Source organism: Pedobacter sp. V48, from assembly GCF_000523515.1.
Lineage (GTDB): Bacteria > Bacteroidota > Bacteroidia > Sphingobacteriales > Sphingobacteriaceae > Pedobacter.
Genome location: NZ_AWRU01000031.1, coordinates 263,151 through 283,747, shown reverse-complemented (window position 1 = coordinate 283,747; position 20,597 = coordinate 263,151). Strand labels below are relative to the sequence as shown.

Sequence of the window (20,597 nt, the reverse complement as noted above, 5' to 3'; positions counted from 1 at the left end):
GTTGTTAAAGAATATAGCTTGCTTTTGCTCTTTCCAATTCGGTTGTTCTGGTTAGCATATTCAGATAGGCAATACTTTGTTTTAGCTGATCATTTATCAGTCTTGTCTGTGCATCCAATAACTCCAGGTAGAGCGCCTGACCCTCTTTATAAAGACGTTGCTCGTCTTTATAATATTGAAGAGATAACGACGACTGGCTAACCGAGGCTTTAAAAGCCTGTAGCGCTGCGTTCAATTTGTTTTGAGCTGTAATAACTTCAAGTTCCAGTTGCTGCGAGGCCTGTTCTGTTTGTGTTTCGGTCGACTTTAAATCTAAAAGCGCCTGCTGAGTTTTGTTTTTATTTCTGTTGCCATTAAATATTTGCCATGATAGTGTTACGCCGAAAAGATAATAGGGCGCATCCTTGTTAACTTTTAAAAAATCACCCTGAGCACCTACATCAACAAATGTGGATAGCTTTGGGACTACAGCAGCTCGGGTTAATTTTACAGAGAGGGTATTTATTTGATTTAAAGATTCCAGCGCGGCAAGTTCTTCTCTTTTTCCGGAATGAGAGGATGAATCGGATCCAATAATCGTATTCTCGTTTTTACTAATTTCAATGGTACTGTTGAGTGGCTTATTGAGTAGAAAATTGAAATAGGATGCAGCATTCAGAGACTCAGTTTTGGCGTTTTCGAGTTGAGTTTCAATACCTGTAAGTTCATTCTCTGAACGAGACACCACTGTTCTTATTGCTTTTCCATTTTTAACCATGGATTGATTTATCCGTAGGTTCTCTTTTGCCAATGCAATCCCGTTTTCAAAAATTTTTATGGCCTGTAGCGATTGTTCGTATCCATAATAAGCCAGCTTAACCTGCTTTATAAGTTCACGTTTATACAACCTTAATTCTATCTGCTGCATAGTTATCTGTTCTTTTTTAATACGGCTGTTGTAAATGATTTCAGCATTATATAAAGGCAAGGTTGTATGCACTTTGGCATCGTAATAATTGTTAGGATTAAAAGTCTGACTCACATTGTCAACTTGTGGAAATTTACCCGAACCTGTTAAGCTATTTAAGGTACTGTATACAGGATTTAGGAGGTCACCAATTGGGATTTCAATTTTGCGTCCACCTCCGGATGTCAGATAGGAGGTATTCAGTTCCACATCAGGAAGGAATAGTCCTTTTGCTTCCTTTAGCGCATAGAGACTTCGCTGTAAAGCGAAATCTTGTTTTTGTATTCCCAGATTATTTTTGAGCGCTTCGTCTATGTGACCCTGAAGAGGGCTCTGAGAGAAGGCGCTGAAGGGAAGCCAGCACCCCAGGATTATTGATAGTAGCGATATTGCGGCTGTTTTTCTATTCATGGCGTATCGTTGTTTATAAAATGAACACTGTTTATTAGAACTGACATTTTTTGATTTGTTACATTATTTTTGAAAAATAATAATCGTTGGTTATTTACTAAACACTGTTTATATCGAGGTAAATTTTTTTTAGACTTTAAGCGTTTTTAAAAAATACTCCAATGATTGGGCTAAAAGATTAGGGTTTTGTTCACCTTCAATATTTACCGACTGCAGCCGCTCTCTTATAAATAAGGAAATAAGGCCATGAACATAGGACCATATGGACATTGAAACTATTAAAGGATCACCGGCAACAATTAATTTTCGATCCAGACATTCTGTAACCGTATTAAGCAGGTATTGAAAACTGTTATCCCCGGCTTCCCACTTACTATGACATTTAATTTCACTCAAAGGAGCCCTCATTATAAACATAAGATCATAATAGTCTGGATTGGTCAGCGCAAAATTCAGGTATATTTTTCCTAGCTCGGCAAGTCTTTCAAATGGATCTTTTATCTGATTATGGTGTATGAATTCCTTGTTTAACAGGTCGAATCCCTGTTCGTGGATTACGTAGAATATTTCATCTTTCTCTTTGAAATAAAGATAGATTGTTGCAGGGCTATATTCAATATCGTCGGCAATATTACGGATAGAAGTTTTTTCATAACCCTGTTCCAAAAAGAGTTTGGTAGCCGATTCAATAATCAACTTTCTCCTATCCAGTTTATCTCTCTCTTTTCTATCTTTTATTGACATAATAAAATGCTAACTGATGCAAATATAATAAACACTGTTCAGTAAGTGCAAAAAAAGAGAAAAATATTGTTGATAGCACTGAATTAAGCGGGTATCCCTAAAATAGGAACAGGGATGAGCAATGAAGCTATCCCTGTTTTAAGATGGTTGATCCACCACAGATCAACCTAAACCAAACAAACCACTACTATAACGTATGATATTGTCAAAAAGTTTCTTTATTTGAAAATAAATTTTAAATAATTACTTCTCAGGACGTTACCTAATGGTTTTAGCAGACAAAAAATCTATTTCTAGTAAAATATGAGGGTTTATTAATTCGGTAACATTTGTGTAACATTGATTTATTTTTGGTAAATTAGTTTCGTAAGCCAAACCATGACCACATATTCTATACTTTCTGATCACGACCTCAGGACCAAACTAGTCACTGGAGATGAGTATGCTTTTGCGGAACTCTATCAGAGGTATAGTACCGGAATTTTAGGTTTTGTTAAAAAGTTTGTTCACTCTGCTGATCTTTCAGAAGATCTTACACAAGAAATATTTATAAAGATCTGGCAATGCAGATCAAAGTTAACTGATGTTCAGTCGCTAAAAGCCTATTTATATATTGTTGCCCGAAATCATACATTAAATAGCCTTAAAAAAGCCTTTCGTTCTGAAGTTGCTATGTCTGAGATCGTGAATAGCTTTGTTGAAGAAAGGAATTGTACAGAAGATGAACTTTTGAGTAAAGAGTATTACGATTATCTCCAAAAAGCTTTGGAAATCCTGTCACCACGGAGCAGAGAGATTTTTAAACTTTGCAGAGAACAGGGTAAAAGCTATGAAGAAGTAGCAACAGCATTGGGCATTTCCAGAAATGCAGTAAAGAACCACATGGTTGCCTCTATGAAAATTCTTAGAACTTCTGTTGAAAAGGACCTGGGTATCTCTTTAGGAGTACTTTTGGCTATCCTGTTAAAATAAATTCAAAAAAATAATTTTCCCAGCTACCCTCGGCGCTTCAAATATTGTCTTAGTATTTGAAAGGCCCTCACTATGGAAGATAAAGAATTTTACAGCATACTTGTTAGTCGATATATTAATAAACAACTCTCTGATGATGAGCTGGAATTATTTGTGCAACTAACCAAAGATGGGAAACTGGATGAACATCTTTTGGGAGCGATGAATGAGGAGGGTGGAATTTCTGAGGCTGACGAGGAGGACCACCACAAGCAAATTAAAATAAAGCCATTGTGGCTCAAACTTACTGCTGCAGTTGTTGTATTGGTTACGTTATCTATAGGCTTATATTCTTATTTTAATCACGATCTTAATCATGCTAATCCGCGCGCTGCTTATGCAAAACAAGACGCGGAACCCGGTGGAAATAAGGCTATACTTACTTTAGCTGATGGTACTGAAATTTCGCTAACAGATGCAAGTAACGGTCAGATTGCTAAACAAGCGGGAGTAGCGATAACAAAAAATGCCAGTGGGCAATTGGTATATACTGTTACAAAATCCAGGAAAAAAGAGATGGCATATAATACCATCAGTACACCCAGGGGCGGTCAATATCAAGTGAATCTTCCTGATGGTACAAGAGTTTGGCTAAATGCTGCCTCTTCCATAAAATTTCCAACAAGTTTTGCTAACGCGGCCTATCGGAAGGTAGAACTAACCGGTGAGGCATATTTCGAAGTATTTAAGAATAAAAAGCTTCCTTTTATTGTGATAACAGATAAACAGGAAGTTGAAGTTTTGGGAACCCATTTTAATATTAATTCTTATGATGATGAAAGAAGCATCAAAACAACCTTGCTTGAGGGTTCAGTAAAAGTATCACTACTTAATGGGAGGGGTAAAAAAGTTTCGCGTTTCCTGAGACCTGGAGAGCAGGCCAATGTTGAACATCTGGATATGAGCCTCAAAATTAGTAAGGCCAATATTGATCAGGTAATGGCATGGCAAAAGGGGTATTTTCATTTTGAAGGTGATGACCTGCAATCTGTGTTGCGTCAGCTATCGCGATGGTATGATGTCGATGTATTATATGAAATAAACCATACTGATGATGAGTTTATGGGCGATATACCGCGCAACGTAAAATTATCAGAAGTGCTTAAGATACTGGAATTTGGCGGGGTGCATTTTAAAATTGAAGGAAAGAAATTAATTGTAACCAAATAAATAACCTAAAATTAGTATTGTATGGAAAAATAAATACCTAACCCCATAGCTGAGAAGAAAATACCGGACCCTGGTTGCAACAGGATCCGGATAGATCCACTCTCAAGCTAGAATGGAACATAGTTCCGGTCGATCTCAAAAAATACCTTGTTAAATAATTAATGAATTAACCAAACATTCAAAAGTATGAATTTAAATCAATGTAGGAAAGCACCTGTTTTCAGGTGGTTATTCTCATCCAGGAATTTATTGGCAATGAAACTAATCGTAATATTAATCTTCATAGGTTGCCTTCAAGTCTCCGCAACGGGATTTTCGCAAAGCATTACACTTTCCGAAAAGAACACTACACTAAATAATCTGTTCGAAAGCATAAAAGAGCAAAGTGGCTATACCTTCTTTTATAACAATAAACTCATAAAGCAGGAAGGCAGAATCAGTATTGAATTAAAAAATGTTAGTGTGGAAACGGCTCTTGACCAGATATTTAGAAACAGGCCATTTTCATATAAAATCATAAATAAAACGATTGTAATCAAGAAAAATTCTAACTCAACAACCCAATTGCCTCTTGCTAACACTGTAGCACAGATAAACATCAAGGGGAAAATTTCAGATACAGAAGGGAATCCGTTATCAGGAGCCACTGTTATGATTAAGGGCACTTCCAAAGGTACTTCAGCAAATGTTTCCGGTGAATTTTCAATAGATGCGAAGGACGGAGATGTATTGGTCGTAAAATATCTTGGATATCTAACAAAAGAGGTGGTGGTAAGAGCGGGTGTTGCCAGTCTAAATATTGTTCTCGAAGCCGAATTACAAGGTCTTTCTGAGGTTGTTGTAACGGCTCTTGGTGTTAAAAGGCAGGAAAAAGCATTAGGGTATGCAGTGCAAAGAGTTGCCGGAAAGGACCTCCAAACTGTAAAGGGCGTTGATCTGGGAACTTCCTTAACCGGTAGAGTATCCGGTTTGGTAATTAAAAATTCTACAGAATTTAATCAGAGCCCTACCATAGAGCTAAGAGGTGAGAATGCCCTGTTGGTAATTGACGGAGTTCCCTATGATAATATGAATTTAAGGGATGTGCCCACAGATGACATTGAAAGTATGGATTTATTAAAAGGATCAACTGCTTCCTCCTTATATGGCTCGCGCGCTAAAGGCGGTGTTTTGATGATTACTACCAAAAAGGGCGCTGCAGATAAAGGATTTTCTATTGATGTAAATAGTAATACCATGTTTCAATTGGGGTATTTGGCAATTCCGAAGGTACAAAGTTCATACGGTCGGGGTCAAAATGGCGAAATTGATAACGATTATGTTTGGGGCCCAAAACTAGACGTCGGGAATACTGCAAGGGATTGGAATCCGGAAACCAAACAATTTGAAGATGCACGACCTTTAGTGTCTGTAGGAAAGGATAATCTAAAGAATTTCATGAATACCGGTATTGTAACCAGTAATAATATTTCACTTGCACAGAGTACAGAGAGCGGAAGTTTCAGGATTGGTTTAAACCATATTTTTCAGAAAGGTCAGTTCCCGAATCAAAAATTGAATATTATAAACCTAACCTCAGGTGGTGAGATTAAAGTTAATGATCATTTTAAAGTAGAAGGTCGTTTTGGCCTAAGTCGTGGTTCCACGCCTCAAATGTGGGGTAGCGGCTATGGTAATCAGGGATATTTATATCAGCTTATTATGTGGACCGGTACCGAGTATGATATCCGTGATTATAAAGACTACTGGACAGTTCCAAACAAAACCCAAAACTGGATGTATACCAACTGGTACGATAACCCTTACTTAATTGCCTACGAAAAATTAAGTGGCGAGACCAAGAACAAAGTAAACGGAAATGTAACAGCCAATTATAAGTTTAACAATGATTTTAACCTCATGCTGCGCTCGGGGTATGTTAATTATAATAACACAACTACCAAACAAAATCCTACAGCAAATATCTATTCTACCCGCGGGGGATGGAATGCAAGAGGGATGTATGAAACAAGTGAAGCAAGAGGTTTCTCTACCAATAATGATTTGATCCTTACCTTTAATAAAAAGGTTAGTAAATGGGGATTTGAAGGATTGGCTGGTGGTACCCTTTATTATTTTAAGGACGATGGCTTTACAGCCACCACAAAAAACGGGTTGATTTCGCCAAGGTATTTTTCTTTGAAAGGTTCAGTGGAACCCGTAACAATTACGCCTGGAACAAACTGGTCTCAACAGATAAACAGTCTTTTTGGCAGAGCATCTGTAAGCTGGAACGAAGCAATTTTCTTTGATGCTACGGGTAGGAACGATTGGAATTCCTCTCAGCCAGCATCATCACGATCTTTCTTTTATCCATCTTTAGGCTCAAGTGTGGTAGTATCTGAGCTGGTAAAAATGCCGGCTGTGATTGATATGTTTAAACTACGTGGATCATGGACGCTCTTTAAAAACGCATTTGATCCTTTTGATATTAATAAAACATTTTCTACTACTACCTCGGCATGGAATACACTTAATTCGGCCAGTTATCCATCAAAGTTGATCGGAGAGCATTTACTTCCAAGTACACAACGTACCTGGGAAGTTGGTGCAGCGGGATACCTGTTGGGTAAACGACTACATTTCGATGTTGCATATTATGATAAGTACTATTACAATAGACAGGTAAATACTGATATTCCCGGATCATCTGGCTTTGCAAGCATATTGGTGAACACTGCAGAAACCTATGCCAGAAGAGGTCTTGAAATTACTGTAGACGGTTCTTTAGTAAAAAATGAAGACTTTGAATGGAAAAGTACCGTTAACTGGTCTAATCAGCACCGCTATTATGTTAACCTTGATCCTGTTTTATCAGCTGATAATCCATGGGTGAAAAAAGGACAAAGGTTAGATACTTATCTTAGTTCATATTGGCTGAGGGATCCAAGTGGAAACGTAATTTTTAACAACGGATTTCCTGTTGAAAGCGATTATGATAAAAAATATGGTTACGGAGATCCTGATTTTAGTATTGGTTTTATTAATAATTTCCGATACAAAAACTGGAATTTGGGTGTAAATATAGATGGTCGTATTGGCGGACTAATGTACAATTACGTATACGATAAAATGTGGGATACAGGTACTAATCCCGAGACGGATAACCAATATCGCTATGATCAGGTGGTAAATGGTTTAAATAATTATGTCGGTAAAGGTGTTAAAGTAGTGTCGGGAGAAGTACAATTTGACAAATATGGAAATATTACCAGTGATACAAGACAGTATGCAGCAAATGACGTAGAGGTAGGTTATCAGGATTTTGCACAGTCTTTTAGAGGAGGGGATATGGGTATTCAAAAAGAAACTTTCATTAAGCTTCGTGAAGTTTCACTAGGTTATAATTTTCCTGCCAAGCTTGCTAATAGAATAGGTGCCAGAAGTGCATCATTTTCAATTACAGGTCAGAATTTACTGCTGTTAACAGATTTTAAATTTTCAGATCCCGATCGGGATGCGGAAGACCTGAATTCTCCTTCATCACGAATGGTAGGGTTCAATCTTAAAGTAGGATTTTAGTAAGGCAGCTTTTACGTTTATAAATTAAATCAAGATGAAAAGAATTATAAAATATATGTTGATTTTGCCGGTACTGGCAATTCTAACAAACGGTTGTAAAAAGTTTGAGGAAATCAACACAAATCCAAATGAAACAACGCAGGTAAATTCAGCTATGTTGGCAACAGGTATGATTTTAAGTGTTACTCGTAACGATATCAGCTCTACTAAAGGGTTTATGCAACCTTTTTTATTGGGTAAATACCTCACCTGGGGCGAGGGGCAAGAAGGATTTCAATACAACAGGCTTGGACGTACAGACTTCAATCGTATTACATTGCTGCGAAATATTCCACCTATGGAGAACTATGCCACAAGCGATGGGCTTAAAAAATCTTATCAGGGATTAGGGCACTTTATCCGTGCATGGCAATTTTTTATGAGCACTATGCAAGTAGGCGATATCCCTTACTCAGAAGCTGTAAAAGGGGAGGAGAATGTGCTACAGCCTAAATATGACACTCAAAAAGCAGTTTTTCAAGGAATTCTGAATGAGCTAGATCAGGCAAACCAATTATTTGCTGAAGGTACGAACTTTGAAGGTGATCCGATTTACGCTGGTAATGTAGACAAATGGAGGAGACTTACCAATAGTTTTGAACTTCATGTGCTCATTAACCTGTATAAAAAAACAGCTGATGCGGATCTTAAGGTTATTGAGCGTTTCAAAGATATTGTCGCAAACCGTCCGTTGATGCGTGACTATCAAGATAATTTTGGATTAGCTTATAACAATACCGCAGGTCAGAATTATCCATGGTCTGATGTGCCGGCAGGTTCAGGTAACTCCTTTGTGAAATCAAACTATACCATGCTGACGAACACTTTGCTTGCACCCTTAAAAGCAACCAATGACAGAAGACTTTTTTACTATGCTAAGCCATCGCCTGTTAAAATATCGGCCGGAGTATCACAGTCTGATTTTAGCGCTTATCCTGCTGTAGAACCTTCTGATGCCTTTTCGGCCTTGCAAACACGAAGAGTGGGCAAAGATTACGCAGACCTTAACAACAGATATGTGCAGTTAGTAAACGCGGAACCGGTTAGTGTGTTCAGTTGCTGGGACATGCAATTTGCCCTTGCCGAGGCAGCTGTACGCGGTTGGATTACTGGAACATCGGCACAAGTTTATTATGCCGCAGGTATTACCAATTCTATGAATGCTATCGCTATAAATACGCCTGATCTGGCTGATTATCACCACAATATGAAAATGGATGCAGCGTATATAATCGCATTCCCTGCAACTCCGGGGGTTGTGCTTGCCGGCTCAGGTGAAGAGCAGATCAAGCAGATCATTACACAAAAATACCTCGCTAATTTCTTACAGGGCGGCAAATATCAATCCTGGTTTGAAAATCGGAGAACCGGATATCCTGTATTTACTTTAAACAGCACAACTAATTTAAATACCCCATCCACGAACTTCCCTTTACGCTGGCTTTACCCATCAAATGAGTTGAGTTATAATTCAGATAATCTTGATGCGGCTGTTAAATCTCAATACGAAGGAAATGACAATACTAATCAGCAAATGTGGTTGTTAAAGTAGTAATTATCTTATATTTATAATCATGTAACCGAAATCATCAAATGACAGAAAACAAAGGTTTAAAAAAAACACTCACCCCGTTTATGCTCTGGGGGCTTGGAGTAGGGTATGTCATTTCGGGTATGTATTTTGGATGGAACCTGGGGCTCGAAAAAGGCGGCACAGGGGGGATGGCTATAGCCACTATAGTGATCATGGTAATGTATGTAACCTTTACATTCAGCTATGCGGAGCTTGCATGTGCCATCCCCAAGGCAGGAGGGGTATTTGATTATGCAAACAAAGCGATGGGTAAAAATATTGGCTTTATTGCCGGCATTGCCCAAATTGTAGAGTTTATACTTGCTCCGCCAGCCATTGCATTTGCAATTGGTGCGTATTTCAATGCATTTTTCCCGCAAGTGCCCATACTAACCAGTGCCATAGCCATTTATTTTGTGTTTACAGGGCTCAATGTGTATGGTGTAAAAGCAGCGGCATCTTTTGAGGTCATCATTACTGTACTTGCAGTTGGAGAGTTGCTTTTGTTTTCAGGTATCGCTTTGCCAAAGTTCGAAGTAGCAAACCTTACCCATAACGCAATGCCTAATGGATGGGGAGGTGTTTTTGCCGCCATTCCGTTTGCCATCTGGTTCTTTTTGGGTATCGAGGGAATTGCCAATGTGGCCGAAGAAACCAAGAACCCACAAAAAGATATTAGTAAAGGATTTGGATGGGCCATCTTTACACTGGCAATACTGTGCGTGTTAATATTTATTGCAGCTACCGGCATCGCCGGATGGGAAGCAATAGTTTATAAAAATGGAATAAGCGGAGAGACATCAGATTCTCCGCTTCCTTTAGCCCTTGCAAAAATAACAGGCAGTAATCATCTTATGTACCATCTGCTAATTACAGTTGGTTTATTCGGACTGGTAGCTTCTTTTCATGGACTTATACTTGCTGCCGGAAGATCAACCTACGAAATGGGCAGAGTACACAACATTCCATCATTTCTGGGCAAAATATCTCCACGTTTCCATACCCCAGCAAATGCGCTGATAGGAAATATGGTAATCGGTATTCTGGCATTGCTTTCCGGTAAAACATCAGAGATCATCATTGTCTCTGTTTTTGGAGCACTTACATTATATATCATTTCCATGATTTCCATTGTTATCCTGAGGAAGCGGGAACCTGATCTGCCAAGGCCTTTTCGGGCTCCATTTTATCCGGCATTTCCGGTCATCTCGCTCATCATTGCAACCGTATCTATTATTGCAATGTTCATTTTCAATTTTAAACTCGGACTTATTTATTTCTCCATATTGATAATAACCTTTTTGCTGTACAGAATCTTTAAACCATCTCATGCATGACAACACAAGAAATATTAGCATATGTAAAGCAACATCCATCAGGAAAAGTAAAACTCGCCGTCGCCGATATTGATGGCGTTTTAAGAGGCAAGTATATCTCTGCCGAAAAGTTCACTTCTTTAGCAGAAGGAAGATTAGGGTTTTGTGATGTCACTTTTGGGTGGGATATGGGTGATGTAGCTTATGATAATGTGAAATTTACAGGTTGGCATACCGGCTATCCCGATGCGCTGGTAAAGCTTGACCTAAGTACATTCCGTAAAATACCCTGGGAAAATGATATTCCTTTTTTCCTGGGCGACTTTGTTGATGATGATGAAAAACCAGGATATACTTGTCCCCGGCAGTTACTCCGTAAGGTGTTGGCAGACACCCAGCAAAGTGGTTTTTCACCCTATTTTTCACAAGAATTCGAATGGTTCAATTTTGCAGAAACACCAGAAACGGCACACCAAAAAGGCTATCAAAACCTTACACCCTTAACACCGGGAATGTTTGGATACTCCATTTTACGCAGTACCCTGAAAAATGAATACATGACTGATCTTTTTGATCTGCTTTGCAAATTCGGAATACCTATAGAGGGCTTACATACAGAGACCGGACCGGGGGTTTACGAAGCAGCCATTAAATATGCGCCTGTTTTGCAGGCGGCAGATCAGGCGGTATTGTTTAAAACTGCGGTTAAGGAGATTGCCTATAAGCACGGTGTTATGGCTACCTTTATGGCAAAGATTACTGAAAATCTCCCTGGTTGCAGCGGACATGTACATCAGAGTTTGTGGGATAAGGATTCGAAACATAACTTGTTTTACGACGAAAAGGATCCGCATAAAATGAGTGAGCTGATGAAAAGCTATATAGCAGGGCAATTGCATTGTTTGCCGCAAATATTGCCCATGATTGCTCCGACCATTAATAGTTATAAACGATTGGTTGAAGGGGCCTGGGCCCCAACTACCTTAACCTGGGGTATTGACAACAGAACGGTCGCCTTAAGAGCACTGCCCTGCAACGCAAAAGCAACGCGTTTGGAAACACGGGTAGTAGGTTCTGATACTAATCCGTATCTGGCCTTAGCAGCTTGCCTTGCTGCGGGTTTATATGGAGTTAAAAACAAAATGAAACTGGAAAAGGAGGCTACCGAAGGGAATGGTTACCGGGATCTTTCAAACGGAGTATTGCCGGCCAACCTTTATGAAGCTACCCAAAAAATGAAGCAATCGACGGTAGCAAAAGAACTGTTTGGCAATCAGTTTGTTGAGCATTTTACGTTAACAAGAGAGTGGGAATGGAAGCAGTACGCCAAAGTAGTAACAGATTGGGAGCTTAAGCGCTACTTTGAAATTATTTAACCTCAGGCATTAATTTGATTAATAGTAACCATACATATGACATTCGATAAAGTATATCAGTATAATTTCCCAACGACCATTCGTTTCGGAGCTGGGGCTGTAAAGGAATTGCCCGCCTATTTGCAGAAGAATGGATTAAAACGGCCAATGATCGTTACCGATCCAACCATCGCTTCATTGCCATTTTTTAAAGCCATTGTAACCGATTTACAAGCACATAACATTTCAGTAGAAGTATTTAACGACATTCACAAAAATCCTGTAAAAAGCGATGTATACAAAGGGGGCGATGTGTGGGATAATACTTCCAGAGATAGCATTATTGGTATTGGCGGCGGTGCAGCATTGGATGTAGCCAGGGCAATTGTGTTAAGGGTAAATCACCGTGAGGATCTGTTTAAATACGATGACCTGATTGGTGGGGATGTTTACGTTACCAACGATGTTCCTCATTTTATCACCATCCCAACTACCTCCGGAACCGGAAGCGAAGTAGGCAGAAGTGCTATTATTGCGGATGATGAAACACATCAAAAAAAGATCCTGTTCTCTCCAAAATTAATGGCACAAATTGTATTTGCCGATCCCGCACTTACCATGGATTTGCCGCCATTTATTACCGCGGCAACCGGTATGGACGCGCTTACCCACAATATGGAGGCATTTCTGGCAAAAAATCCGCACCCGCTGTGTGATGGTATAGCACTAGAGGGTATTTCGTTAATAAAAGACGCTCTCGAAAAAGCCACAAACAAACCTGATCTGGAAAGCAGAAGTAAAATGCTGATGGCCTCCATGATGGGTGCAATTGCCTTTCAAAAAGGGCTTGGGGTGGTACATTCACTTGCACATCCACTTTCTTCCTTACTTGATACGCATCATGGCCTGGCCAATGCAGTAAATATCCCTTACGGAATGGAATTTAATATTGCTGGCTTTGAAGATAAATTCCGCAGAATAGCGAGAACACTTGAATTAAAAGAAGAGACCGGCGAAGCGGTGGTAAAATACCTTTTCGAACTGAACACTAAAGTAAATATCCCGCATCATTTAAGAGACATCGGTGTAAAACCCGAACATATAGAAACACTTGCGGATCTGGCCCTTGCCGATTTTGCCCATCCTAACAATCCTAAACCGGTAAGCCGAGAAGATTTTAAACAACTGTATTTAAAGGCGCTTTAAAGATATTCTAATGAAAAAAAAGATTGGAATAAGCTATACCGAAACCAATTTTCAGAACTATTGGAATTGGTTTACCTCGCAGGAATTGGGAGATGAAATTGAACTCGTAGAGCTTTCTTTTCAAAAGGATAACATCTACGATTTTCAGTTATGTGATGGCTTTGTTTTAACCGGAGGAATAGATGTAGTACCTGAATTGTATGGTGGTGCCCCGGATTATCCGAATAAGCCAGATGTTTTTTTACCTGAAAGAGATCAGTTTGAATTACAGATTTATACCTATTCACAAGATCACAAAGTACCTGTTCTGGGAATCTGCCGGGGCATGCAATATGTTAATATTCTTGAGGGAGGAAAAGTATTTGAAGACAATGGTGAGCAGGTGAATCAAATCCACAAAAAAGGTGCTGAAGACAAAGTCCATGGCGTAAATGTTAAAAAGGAGAGCCTGCTGTATAGCGTAACCGGTGTAGAAAAAGGAGAAGTAAACAGTGCCCACCATCAGGGAATTAATCCGGATTATCTTGGTGATAATTTAATGGTTAGTGCCTATTCAGATACTGATGATCGTATCATTGAAGCCCTGGAATTTAAAGATAAAACCGACAAAGCGTTTATGCTAGGCGTACAATGGCATCCTGAAAGAATGAAGGAGAAGGAATCAAACCCACTCTCTCAAAAAGTTAAAGAACAGTTTATAGAAGCAGTAAAAAATCATAAAAGATGAATGTTGTAAACCCGGCTACAGAAGAAATTATTACGATATTAATAGAAAACGACAAAGCATCGTTAGATAATAAATACAGCCTGCTTAAAGCTGCTCAAAAACATTGGGCAAAACAATCATTAAAAGGACGTGTAGCTGTTCTCCATAGGTTTTACGACTTGCTGGATCTTGAAAAAGAAAAACTTGCGGCGATACTTACTTCTGAGGTCGGCAAGCCCTTACAGCAATCGCGCAATGAACTTAACGGGGCCAGAACAAGGATTCAATGGATGATTAGCAATGCAGAGAAATATCTTTCAGATGAGTGGGTTACTGACACCGATGAGCTGAAAGAGAGAATCTCTTATGATCCGTTAGGTGTAATCTGTAACATATCGGCCTGGAACTATCCTTATCTGGTTGGGGTAAATGTGTTTGTGCCGGCCTTACTTGCCGGAAATGCGGTAATGTATAAACCTTCGGAATATGCTTCTTTAACAGGAATGGAAATTGAGCGCCTACTTAAAAAAGCAGGTGTACCTGAAAATGTTTTTCAGATCGCTATTGGGGGTAAAGAAACAGGAGAACATTTGTTAGATATGGATTTCGATGGCTATTTCTTTACCGGTTCTTATAAAACAGGAAAACACATTTACGAAAGGGTAGCAAAAAAGATGGTTCCTTGTCAGCTGGAACTTGGCGGTAAAGATCCGCTATATGTTGCAGATGATGTAAAAGATATTGTTTCAGTAGCTGCGGGTACCGCCGATGGGGCCTTCTATAACAACGGACAAAGCTGTTGTGCAGTGGAGCGCATCTATGTGCATGAAAATGTATATGACGAATATGTAGCAGCTTTTGTAAATGAAGTGAAATCCTGGAAGTCGGGCTCACCCACTGAAGATGGAGTCTATATAGGCGCTTTAACCAGAAAGGAACAAATTGGTGTACTGAGGCATCAGGTAGAGGATGCTATAGAAAAAGGAGCTACTTTATTGCAAGGGGGTAAACGTAAAGGCCATATTGGGCATTATTTTGAACCTACGGTTCTCACCAATGTAACTAATGATATGAAGGTAATGCAGGAAGAAAGCTTTGGCCCTATCATTGGAATTATGAAGGTAGCGGATGATGATGAAGCATTGGAGATGATGAAGGACACGGCTTATGGACTTACGGCTTCGGTTTATTCTGATAACAGAGATAGGGCAGAACACATTCTTTCGCAAATTGATTCCGGTACCGGATATTGGAATTGCTGCGACAGGGTAAGTGCCGGCGTGCCATGGAGTGGCAGAAAACATTCGGGTATAGGTGCTACCTTATCCCACCAGGGTTTGCGTGCTTTTACCAAGCCTAAAGCCTGGCATTTGAGAAGCTAGTAACACAATAAAAGCAGGCTGTTGTCGCTACAATTGCCTGCTTTGTCTACTCTTTGTTTCATTACATGTATGAATAAGTAGCTTTGTAATTTATTATTAGAGGCTAATGAAAATATCTGTTAAATTCCAACACATCAGTATTGCCCTTCATGTATTTGTCTGGGGAATGATCCTCTTGTTACCTTATTTTGTTTCCTCTGCAGAACATGATTATAAAATAGGGCCTATACCAGGACCGTTCTTTACCCTTGCCGGTTTTATTCATCTTTTTATATTTTATTTTAATGCCTTTTACCTCATACCTCGGCTACTAAACCGGCGATGGTGGTGGTTATACATTATTGCATCAGCAATTCTTATAATCAGTTCCTTTCAGTTAAAATACCACCTGCTTTTATGGTGGTTCCCCGATGTGCTAAACGACATGTCGGCATATAAATTTGTCTTTGCACCTTCTATCGGAATATTTGTAATTAGTATTGTGTACCGTAAGGTAGTTGATAAGATCATATCCGACAGGAAACAGCAAAAGATTGAAGCAGAACAGCTGTCGACCGAATTAAAGTTTCTCCGCTCTCAGATCAGTCCCCATTTCCTATTCAATGTGCTTACGAACCTTGTCTCGCTGGCCCGAAAGAAATCAGATCAAATGGAACCTTCACTGATCATGCTTTCAGAACTCATGCGCTACATGTTGTACGACACACAAGGGAAAAAGGTAGCGCTGGGCAAAGAGGTTTCTTATCTTAATAACTATATAGAATTACAGAAGCTGCGTTTTGGCAATGATGTTGAAATTAAGTATGAAGTAGATTCTGGAATAGAAAAGGGAGACTATACCATTGAGCCAATGCTGCTCATTCCTTTTGTCGAAAATGCATTTAAACATGGTGTCGCCCACCAGGGTCACCCTAAAATAAGCATAAGTACATCCGTAAAAAATGATGTACTGCTATTTCAAGTAGAGAACCAGATTGATGATCAGCCCAACTCCAGTAAAGATGAAAATTCAGGCATTGGACTGGCCAACGTTAAATCCCGATTAGATCTGCTTTATAAAGGCAAACACAACCTAAAAATTAAAACGGAAAACAATTTGTTCCATATTACCTTAACTTTAATGCTTAAATGATCAAATGTATTGCCATTGATGATGAAAAGTTGGTTCGGGATCTCTTGGAAGATAATATCCGGCAACTGCCATTTTTAGAGTTGATTAAAACCTGTAAAAATGCGCTTGAAGCATATGAAGTCTTACAAACTGAACAGGTGGATCTCATTTTTCTTGACATACAAATGCCCGGCCTAAGCGGCCTGCAATTTCTGCAATCCTTGCAGCACCCGCCAATGGTGATCCTGGTAACAGCCTATGAGCAATATGCGCTGGAAGGATTCAATCAGCAGGTAGTAGATTATCTGTTAAAGCCCTTCAGTTTCGAACGTTTTTTAAAGGCTTGTAACCGCGCCAATGAATTATTCCGTTTGCAGAACAACCACAATGAGGAGACAAATGAAATTCAGGACTTCTTTGTAAATGTGGAGTATACACTCGTTAAAATTGTAGTTGCAGATATTGAATACATAGAGGGTTTAAAAGATTACATCAAAATTCATTTGTCGACCAGCGATAAGCCGGTGCTTACCCGTATGACCATGAAGGCCATGGAAGAAAAGCTTCCTGCAAATTCCTTCGTAAGAACCCATAAATCTTTTCTTGTGGTTGTGCAAAAAATAACCGCCGTTAAAAGAGATTTTGTTTGTATTGGCAATAAAGAAATTCCGGTTAGTGAGTTTTATAAAGAGAATCTCCGGTCTCGTCTACACAATTTNTRANTGTGGTCNTACKSKYMARMAMCKGCNTTAGTTTTCAGCATAAGTTTGCCTGTAAGTTATACAAAACCGGCAGGCAATGAAAACAAATTTCGTAACATACATAACCCTGATTTTGTTGGTATTGGCCTCCTCTTTTGCCTTTGGCCAGTACCGGATTTCGGGAATGGTAAAAAGTGATAAAGGAAAGGCTATTCCACTTGCAAGTGTGTTATTGAGCCCTTCAAATAAAGGAGCTACAACAGATAGCACAGGTAAATTCAGTTTTGAAGGTTTAAAAGGGAAACAGGTACTGTCTGTCTCTTCAATAGGTTATAAACTGTTCAAAAAAGACATCAGCTTAGATTCATCCCTTTATCTGAACATTGTTTTAAAGCCAGATACCAGAACGCTGAACGAAGTAACCATTAGTGCAGGGTCTTTTGAGGCAAGTGATAAAGCTAAAGGGGCTTCACTTACCGCAATGGATGCCTTTACTGTTGCCGGGAGCATGGCTGATTTATCTTTAGCCCTGCGGTCCTTGCCAGGCGCGCAACAAGTTGGCGATCTGGATGGCTTGTTTGTCCGCGGTGGAACAGGCGACGAGACTAAGCAGTTTATTGATGGTACACTGCTCAAAAATCCAAACTATCCAAGGGTGCCTGGTGTGCAGCAGTATGCGCGCGTTAATCCAATTCTGTTTAAAGGTATACTTTTTAGTACTGGTGGTTATTCCGCATTATATGGCCAGGCAATGAGTAGTGCCCTGATCCTCGAGAGCAATGAGCTCCCTGAAAAGTCATCTGCTTATTTTGCTATTTTTCCTCCAAGTTCTAATGCAGGTATACAACAGTTGTCTCGGAATAAGAAAAGTAGCTATGGCGTTACACTGCGCTACAGTAATGCAACATTTTATAATTCTATTGTTAAGCAAAAACCCGATTATTTTAGTGGTCCGGAGTATATTGAGGGAGATGCGAATTTTAGAATAAAAACAGGGAAGACCGGCATGCTCAAGTTTTATACCAACTGGAACATCAGTGATGTTGGTATGCTAAATGCTGATATCGATAGTGCTGCGCTAAGATCCAGCTATCAGGTAAAAGGAAAGAGCATTTATAATAACCTTAGCTATAAAGATTTTTTAGCAGATAACTGGCAGGTTGATGCAGGTTTAGCTTATAGTTATAATGAGGATCATACCATTAATGGTCTTCAAAACATCTACGGACAGCCAGTAAATCCTGAAGAGGTTGAATTAAGCTATAAGAATGCCCAAAGATTAATCAGATCTAACTTTGCACAGGCCAGAATAGTATTTACCAATACACTTTCAAACAACCAGGCATTGCGTTTCGGAGCAGAGCACTTTTATAACCGGGACAGGGGTTTTTCTAACGACAGTACCTTAGCCATTACCGACAATCTATCGGCAGCTTTTGTTGAAGGGGATATTTACCTGGCAAAGAATCTGGCAGCTAAAATTGGCGGGCGGATAGAATATTCCTCTTTGCTAAATAAGGCCGTTGCGGCACCCCGTGCAAGTTTGGCCTATCGTTTAAAAGACGGGGGGCAATTCAATCTGGCTTATGGCATTTTTTACCAGGAGCCATTGAACGAAATCTTGTACCGGAGTACTGATCTGAAATTTTCAAGGGCAACGCATTACGTGTTAAACTATACTAAAAAAGCAAACAACCGTTTCCTCAGGATAGAGGCATACCGCAAGCAGTACAGCGACCTGGTAAAAACAATCCCTGTTATTAATAATGAAGGAAGTGGATATGCACAGGGGGTAGAATTGTTTTTCAGGGATAAAAAAACAATTAAAAATCTTGACTACTGGGTTACTTATACTTACCTGGATACCAAACGCGATTACCTCAATTACCCATTTGCTTTGCAACCTGCTTTTGCTACGCCGCATACGGCAACTATTGCAATTAAACAAAATTTCCAGGACATCAATACCTATGTGAATGTATCCTATGCGATTGCTACAGGAAGGAAGTATTATGATATCAGATACAATGCCGATCACAATGCCTACAAGATCTTTGATCAGGGAAAAACAAAAGCATACAGTGTAATGAACTTACAGATTGCCCACCTTTTTTCAATCTTCAGCAGCTGGAAGCAAAGGCCCGTTTCCGGATTTAGTGTAGGGGTAAATAATATATTGGGCACTAAGCAGGTATTCGGATATAATTATAGTCTGGATGGTACCAATAAAGTACCCATAACATTGCCTGCCACCCGATTTTTTTATGCAGGCGTATTCATGAGCTTCGGTATAGATCGCACCAGCGATTTCCTCGACAAAAATCTATAAATATTTTTTAACCATTAAAAATCAATAAATGAAAAAGTTAGTATTAGCTATTCTGGCCCTGGTATCATTCTATTTTACTTCAGCGGCGCAGGAACAAGGAAAACCAAATGCATTACAAAATGCGGTAACTAAATTAGATCAGGCAACTAAGGCCAAAGATTTTGAACAGCTGGAGAAAGAATTTTTACAGATTGCAGCCCAGCAGAAAAAAGATTGGCTACCCTATTATTATGCCGCATTTTGCAATGCAAAAATAGGTTTCATCAATCAGGACGATGGCGAAAGTATAGAGCCTTTTAGCAACCGCGGAGAAGAGCAGGTGCAAATGGCCAAATCACTGATCGATACCGTAAAGCAAAAAAAGGAGCTTTCAGAGCTATATACTGTGCTCAGTATGGTCTACCGCACAAAGGTGTTTATCAACCCAATGACATATGGAAGAAAATACGGTGTACTTTCTCAACAGAACCGGGTAAAAGCACAGGAACTCAATCCTGAAAACCCAAGAGCAATCTATGTAAAAGCCTGGGAAATGTATAAGACTCCAAAAATGTGGGGAGGCGATAAAGAGGCTGGCAAGCAGTTGGCAACCAGGAGCCTTGCTTTGCTTCAGAAAGAGCAATCCGGTATTCAACCGCACTGGGGCAAAACAGAGAACCAGGAATTATTAGGCAAAAACAAATAAACATTAATTATTAAAATTTAAGATTATGGGATTCGCAATTATCATATTCATACGAATACTATTTGGTGTTTGTATGGTATTTATTATCGGTTATATTTTTGGTGGGTTTTCTAAAAATCCAACCCTTGTTTCACTAACAAAAGTTGCCGCCATACTGGCAATTATATTGTTCATTGCAGCAAATGGATTATTGATGCGTTTTGCATTCAGCGGGCATGCCAATGGTAAAGCTGGCTGGCAGTGTACAGAACATAAAATGAAATTGCCATAGTATTAAGCGATTTTGGCAATTTCAAAATTATCTGATATAAACTGTTTAGTTTTAATTAATTGAACCAGATATATCAATAT

At 39.4% G+C, this 20,597-nt stretch carries 16 protein-coding genes; 14 read left to right on the top strand and 2 right to left on the bottom strand.

What is annotated here, in order from left to right:
- Window positions 1–4: 4 nt before the first annotated feature.
- Together N824_RS21670 and N824_RS21665 are read right to left on the bottom strand one after the other, a co-directional pair.
- Complete coding sequence (locus tag N824_RS21670) at window positions 5–1,357, bottom strand: TolC family protein (RefSeq protein WP_052334250.1); 1,353 nt, start codon at window positions 1,355–1,357, stop codon at window positions 5–7.
- A gap of 129 nt (window positions 1,358–1,486) precedes the next feature.
- Window positions 1,487–2,101, bottom strand: coding sequence for a TetR/AcrR family transcriptional regulator (locus N824_RS21665; RefSeq protein WP_048907215.1), 615 nt, complete (start codon window positions 2,099–2,101; stop codon window positions 1,487–1,489).
- Between the two features lie 378 nt (window positions 2,102–2,479).
- Between N824_RS21665 and N824_RS21660 the strand changes: the two genes are divergently transcribed.
- From N824_RS21660 to N824_RS21595, 14 genes are all read left to right on the top strand, one after another.
- A complete protein-coding gene (locus tag N824_RS21660) occupies window positions 2,480–3,073 on the top strand; it encodes an RNA polymerase sigma factor (RefSeq protein ID WP_048907214.1) in 594 nt (197 codons plus the stop codon).
- Window positions 3,074–3,145: 72 nt separating this feature from the next.
- Window positions 3,146–4,282, top strand: coding sequence for a FecR family protein (locus tag N824_RS21655; protein ID WP_052334248.1), 1,137 nt, complete (start codon window positions 3,146–3,148; stop codon window positions 4,280–4,282).
- Between the two features lie 186 nt (window positions 4,283–4,468).
- Entirely contained in the window at window positions 4,469–7,843 is a 3,375-nt protein-coding gene (locus N824_RS21650) for a SusC/RagA family TonB-linked outer membrane protein (protein WP_048907213.1), read from the top strand.
- Window positions 7,844–7,877: 34 nt separating this feature from the next.
- The gene (locus N824_RS21645; protein ID WP_048907212.1) at window positions 7,878–9,434 is read left to right on the top strand and encodes a SusD/RagB family nutrient-binding outer membrane lipoprotein; all 1,557 of its coding nucleotides are present in this window, start codon (window positions 7,878–7,880) and stop codon (window positions 9,432–9,434) included.
- Window positions 9,435–9,475: 41 nt separating this feature from the next.
- Window positions 9,476–10,792, top strand: a complete 1,317-nt coding sequence (gene eat, locus N824_RS21640; RefSeq protein WP_084498415.1) for an ethanolamine permease — start codon at window positions 9,476–9,478, stop codon at window positions 10,790–10,792.
- Window positions 10,789–12,147, top strand: a complete 1,359-nt coding sequence (locus tag N824_RS21635) for a glutamine synthetase family protein (RefSeq protein WP_048907211.1) — start codon at window positions 10,789–10,791, stop codon at window positions 12,145–12,147. Before eat ends, N824_RS21635 begins: the two co-directional genes overlap by 4 nt.
- Window positions 12,148–12,183: 36 nt before the next feature.
- Window positions 12,184–13,332 carry an iron-containing alcohol dehydrogenase gene (locus tag N824_RS21630; RefSeq protein ID WP_048907210.1) on the top strand — a complete coding sequence of 383 codons (1,149 nt, stop codon included), beginning with the start codon at window positions 12,184–12,186 and terminating at the stop codon, window positions 13,330–13,332.
- Between the two features lie 10 nt (window positions 13,333–13,342).
- On the top strand, window positions 13,343–14,059 hold the full coding sequence (locus tag N824_RS21625; protein WP_048907209.1) for a gamma-glutamyl-gamma-aminobutyrate hydrolase family protein: 717 nt from the start codon (window positions 13,343–13,345) through the stop codon (window positions 14,057–14,059).
- Window positions 14,056–15,420 carry an aldehyde dehydrogenase family protein gene (locus N824_RS21620; RefSeq protein WP_048907208.1) on the top strand — a complete coding sequence of 455 codons (1,365 nt, stop codon included), beginning with the start codon at window positions 14,056–14,058 and terminating at the stop codon, window positions 15,418–15,420. The genes N824_RS21625 and N824_RS21620 overlap by 4 nt, the downstream gene beginning before the upstream one ends.
- 106 nt (window positions 15,421–15,526) lie before the next feature.
- Window positions 15,527–16,552 carry a sensor histidine kinase gene (locus N824_RS21615; RefSeq protein WP_048907207.1) on the top strand — a complete coding sequence of 342 codons (1,026 nt, stop codon included), beginning with the start codon at window positions 15,527–15,529 and terminating at the stop codon, window positions 16,550–16,552.
- Window positions 16,549–17,253 (top strand): LytTR family DNA-binding domain-containing protein, encoded by a 705-nt coding sequence (locus N824_RS21610; RefSeq protein WP_048907206.1) that lies wholly within the window; start codon window positions 16,549–16,551, stop codon window positions 17,251–17,253. The genes N824_RS21615 and N824_RS21610 overlap by 4 nt, the downstream gene beginning before the upstream one ends.
- Window positions 17,254–17,329: 76 nt before the next feature.
- Entirely contained in the window at window positions 17,330–19,561 is a 2,232-nt protein-coding gene (locus tag N824_RS21605) for a TonB-dependent receptor (RefSeq protein ID WP_048907205.1), read from the top strand.
- A 28-nt stretch (window positions 19,562–19,589) separates the two neighbouring features.
- Window positions 19,590–20,246 (top strand): hypothetical protein, encoded by a 657-nt coding sequence (locus N824_RS21600; protein WP_048907204.1) that lies wholly within the window; start codon window positions 19,590–19,592, stop codon window positions 20,244–20,246.
- 25 nt (window positions 20,247–20,271) lie between these two features.
- Window positions 20,272–20,517, top strand: coding sequence for a hypothetical protein (locus N824_RS21595; RefSeq protein ID WP_152542440.1), 246 nt, complete (start codon window positions 20,272–20,274; stop codon window positions 20,515–20,517).
- Window positions 20,518–20,597 lie beyond the last annotated feature (80 nt).

Coding starts and splice junctions, on each gene's coding strand:
- N824_RS21670 (WP_052334250.1), bottom strand. CDS start 1,357: ATGAATAGAAAAACAGCCGCAATATCGCTACTATCAATAATCCTGGGG.
- N824_RS21665 (WP_048907215.1), bottom strand. CDS start 2,101: ATGTCAATAAAAGATAGAAAAGAGAGAGATAAACTGGATAGGAGAAAG.
- N824_RS21660 (WP_048907214.1), top strand. CDS start 2,480: ATGACCACATATTCTATACTTTCTGATCACGACCTCAGGACCAAACTA.
- N824_RS21655 (WP_052334248.1), top strand. CDS start 3,146: ATGGAAGATAAAGAATTTTACAGCATACTTGTTAGTCGATATATTAAT.
- N824_RS21650 (WP_048907213.1), top strand. CDS start 4,469: ATGAATTTAAATCAATGTAGGAAAGCACCTGTTTTCAGGTGGTTATTC.
- N824_RS21645 (WP_048907212.1), top strand. CDS start 7,878: ATGAAAAGAATTATAAAATATATGTTGATTTTGCCGGTACTGGCAATT.
- eat (WP_084498415.1), top strand. CDS start 9,476: ATGACAGAAAACAAAGGTTTAAAAAAAACACTCACCCCGTTTATGCTC.
- N824_RS21635 (WP_048907211.1), top strand. CDS start 10,789: ATGACAACACAAGAAATATTAGCATATGTAAAGCAACATCCATCAGGA.
- N824_RS21630 (WP_048907210.1), top strand. CDS start 12,184: ATGACATTCGATAAAGTATATCAGTATAATTTCCCAACGACCATTCGT.
- N824_RS21625 (WP_048907209.1), top strand. CDS start 13,343: ATGAAAAAAAAGATTGGAATAAGCTATACCGAAACCAATTTTCAGAAC.
- N824_RS21620 (WP_048907208.1), top strand. CDS start 14,056: ATGAATGTTGTAAACCCGGCTACAGAAGAAATTATTACGATATTAATA.
- N824_RS21615 (WP_048907207.1), top strand. CDS start 15,527: ATGAAAATATCTGTTAAATTCCAACACATCAGTATTGCCCTTCATGTA.
- N824_RS21605 (WP_048907205.1), top strand. CDS start 17,330: ATGAAAACAAATTTCGTAACATACATAACCCTGATTTTGTTGGTATTG.
- N824_RS21600 (WP_048907204.1), top strand. CDS start 19,590: ATGAAAAAGTTAGTATTAGCTATTCTGGCCCTGGTATCATTCTATTTT.
- N824_RS21595 (WP_152542440.1), top strand. CDS start 20,272: ATGGGATTCGCAATTATCATATTCATACGAATACTATTTGGTGTTTGT.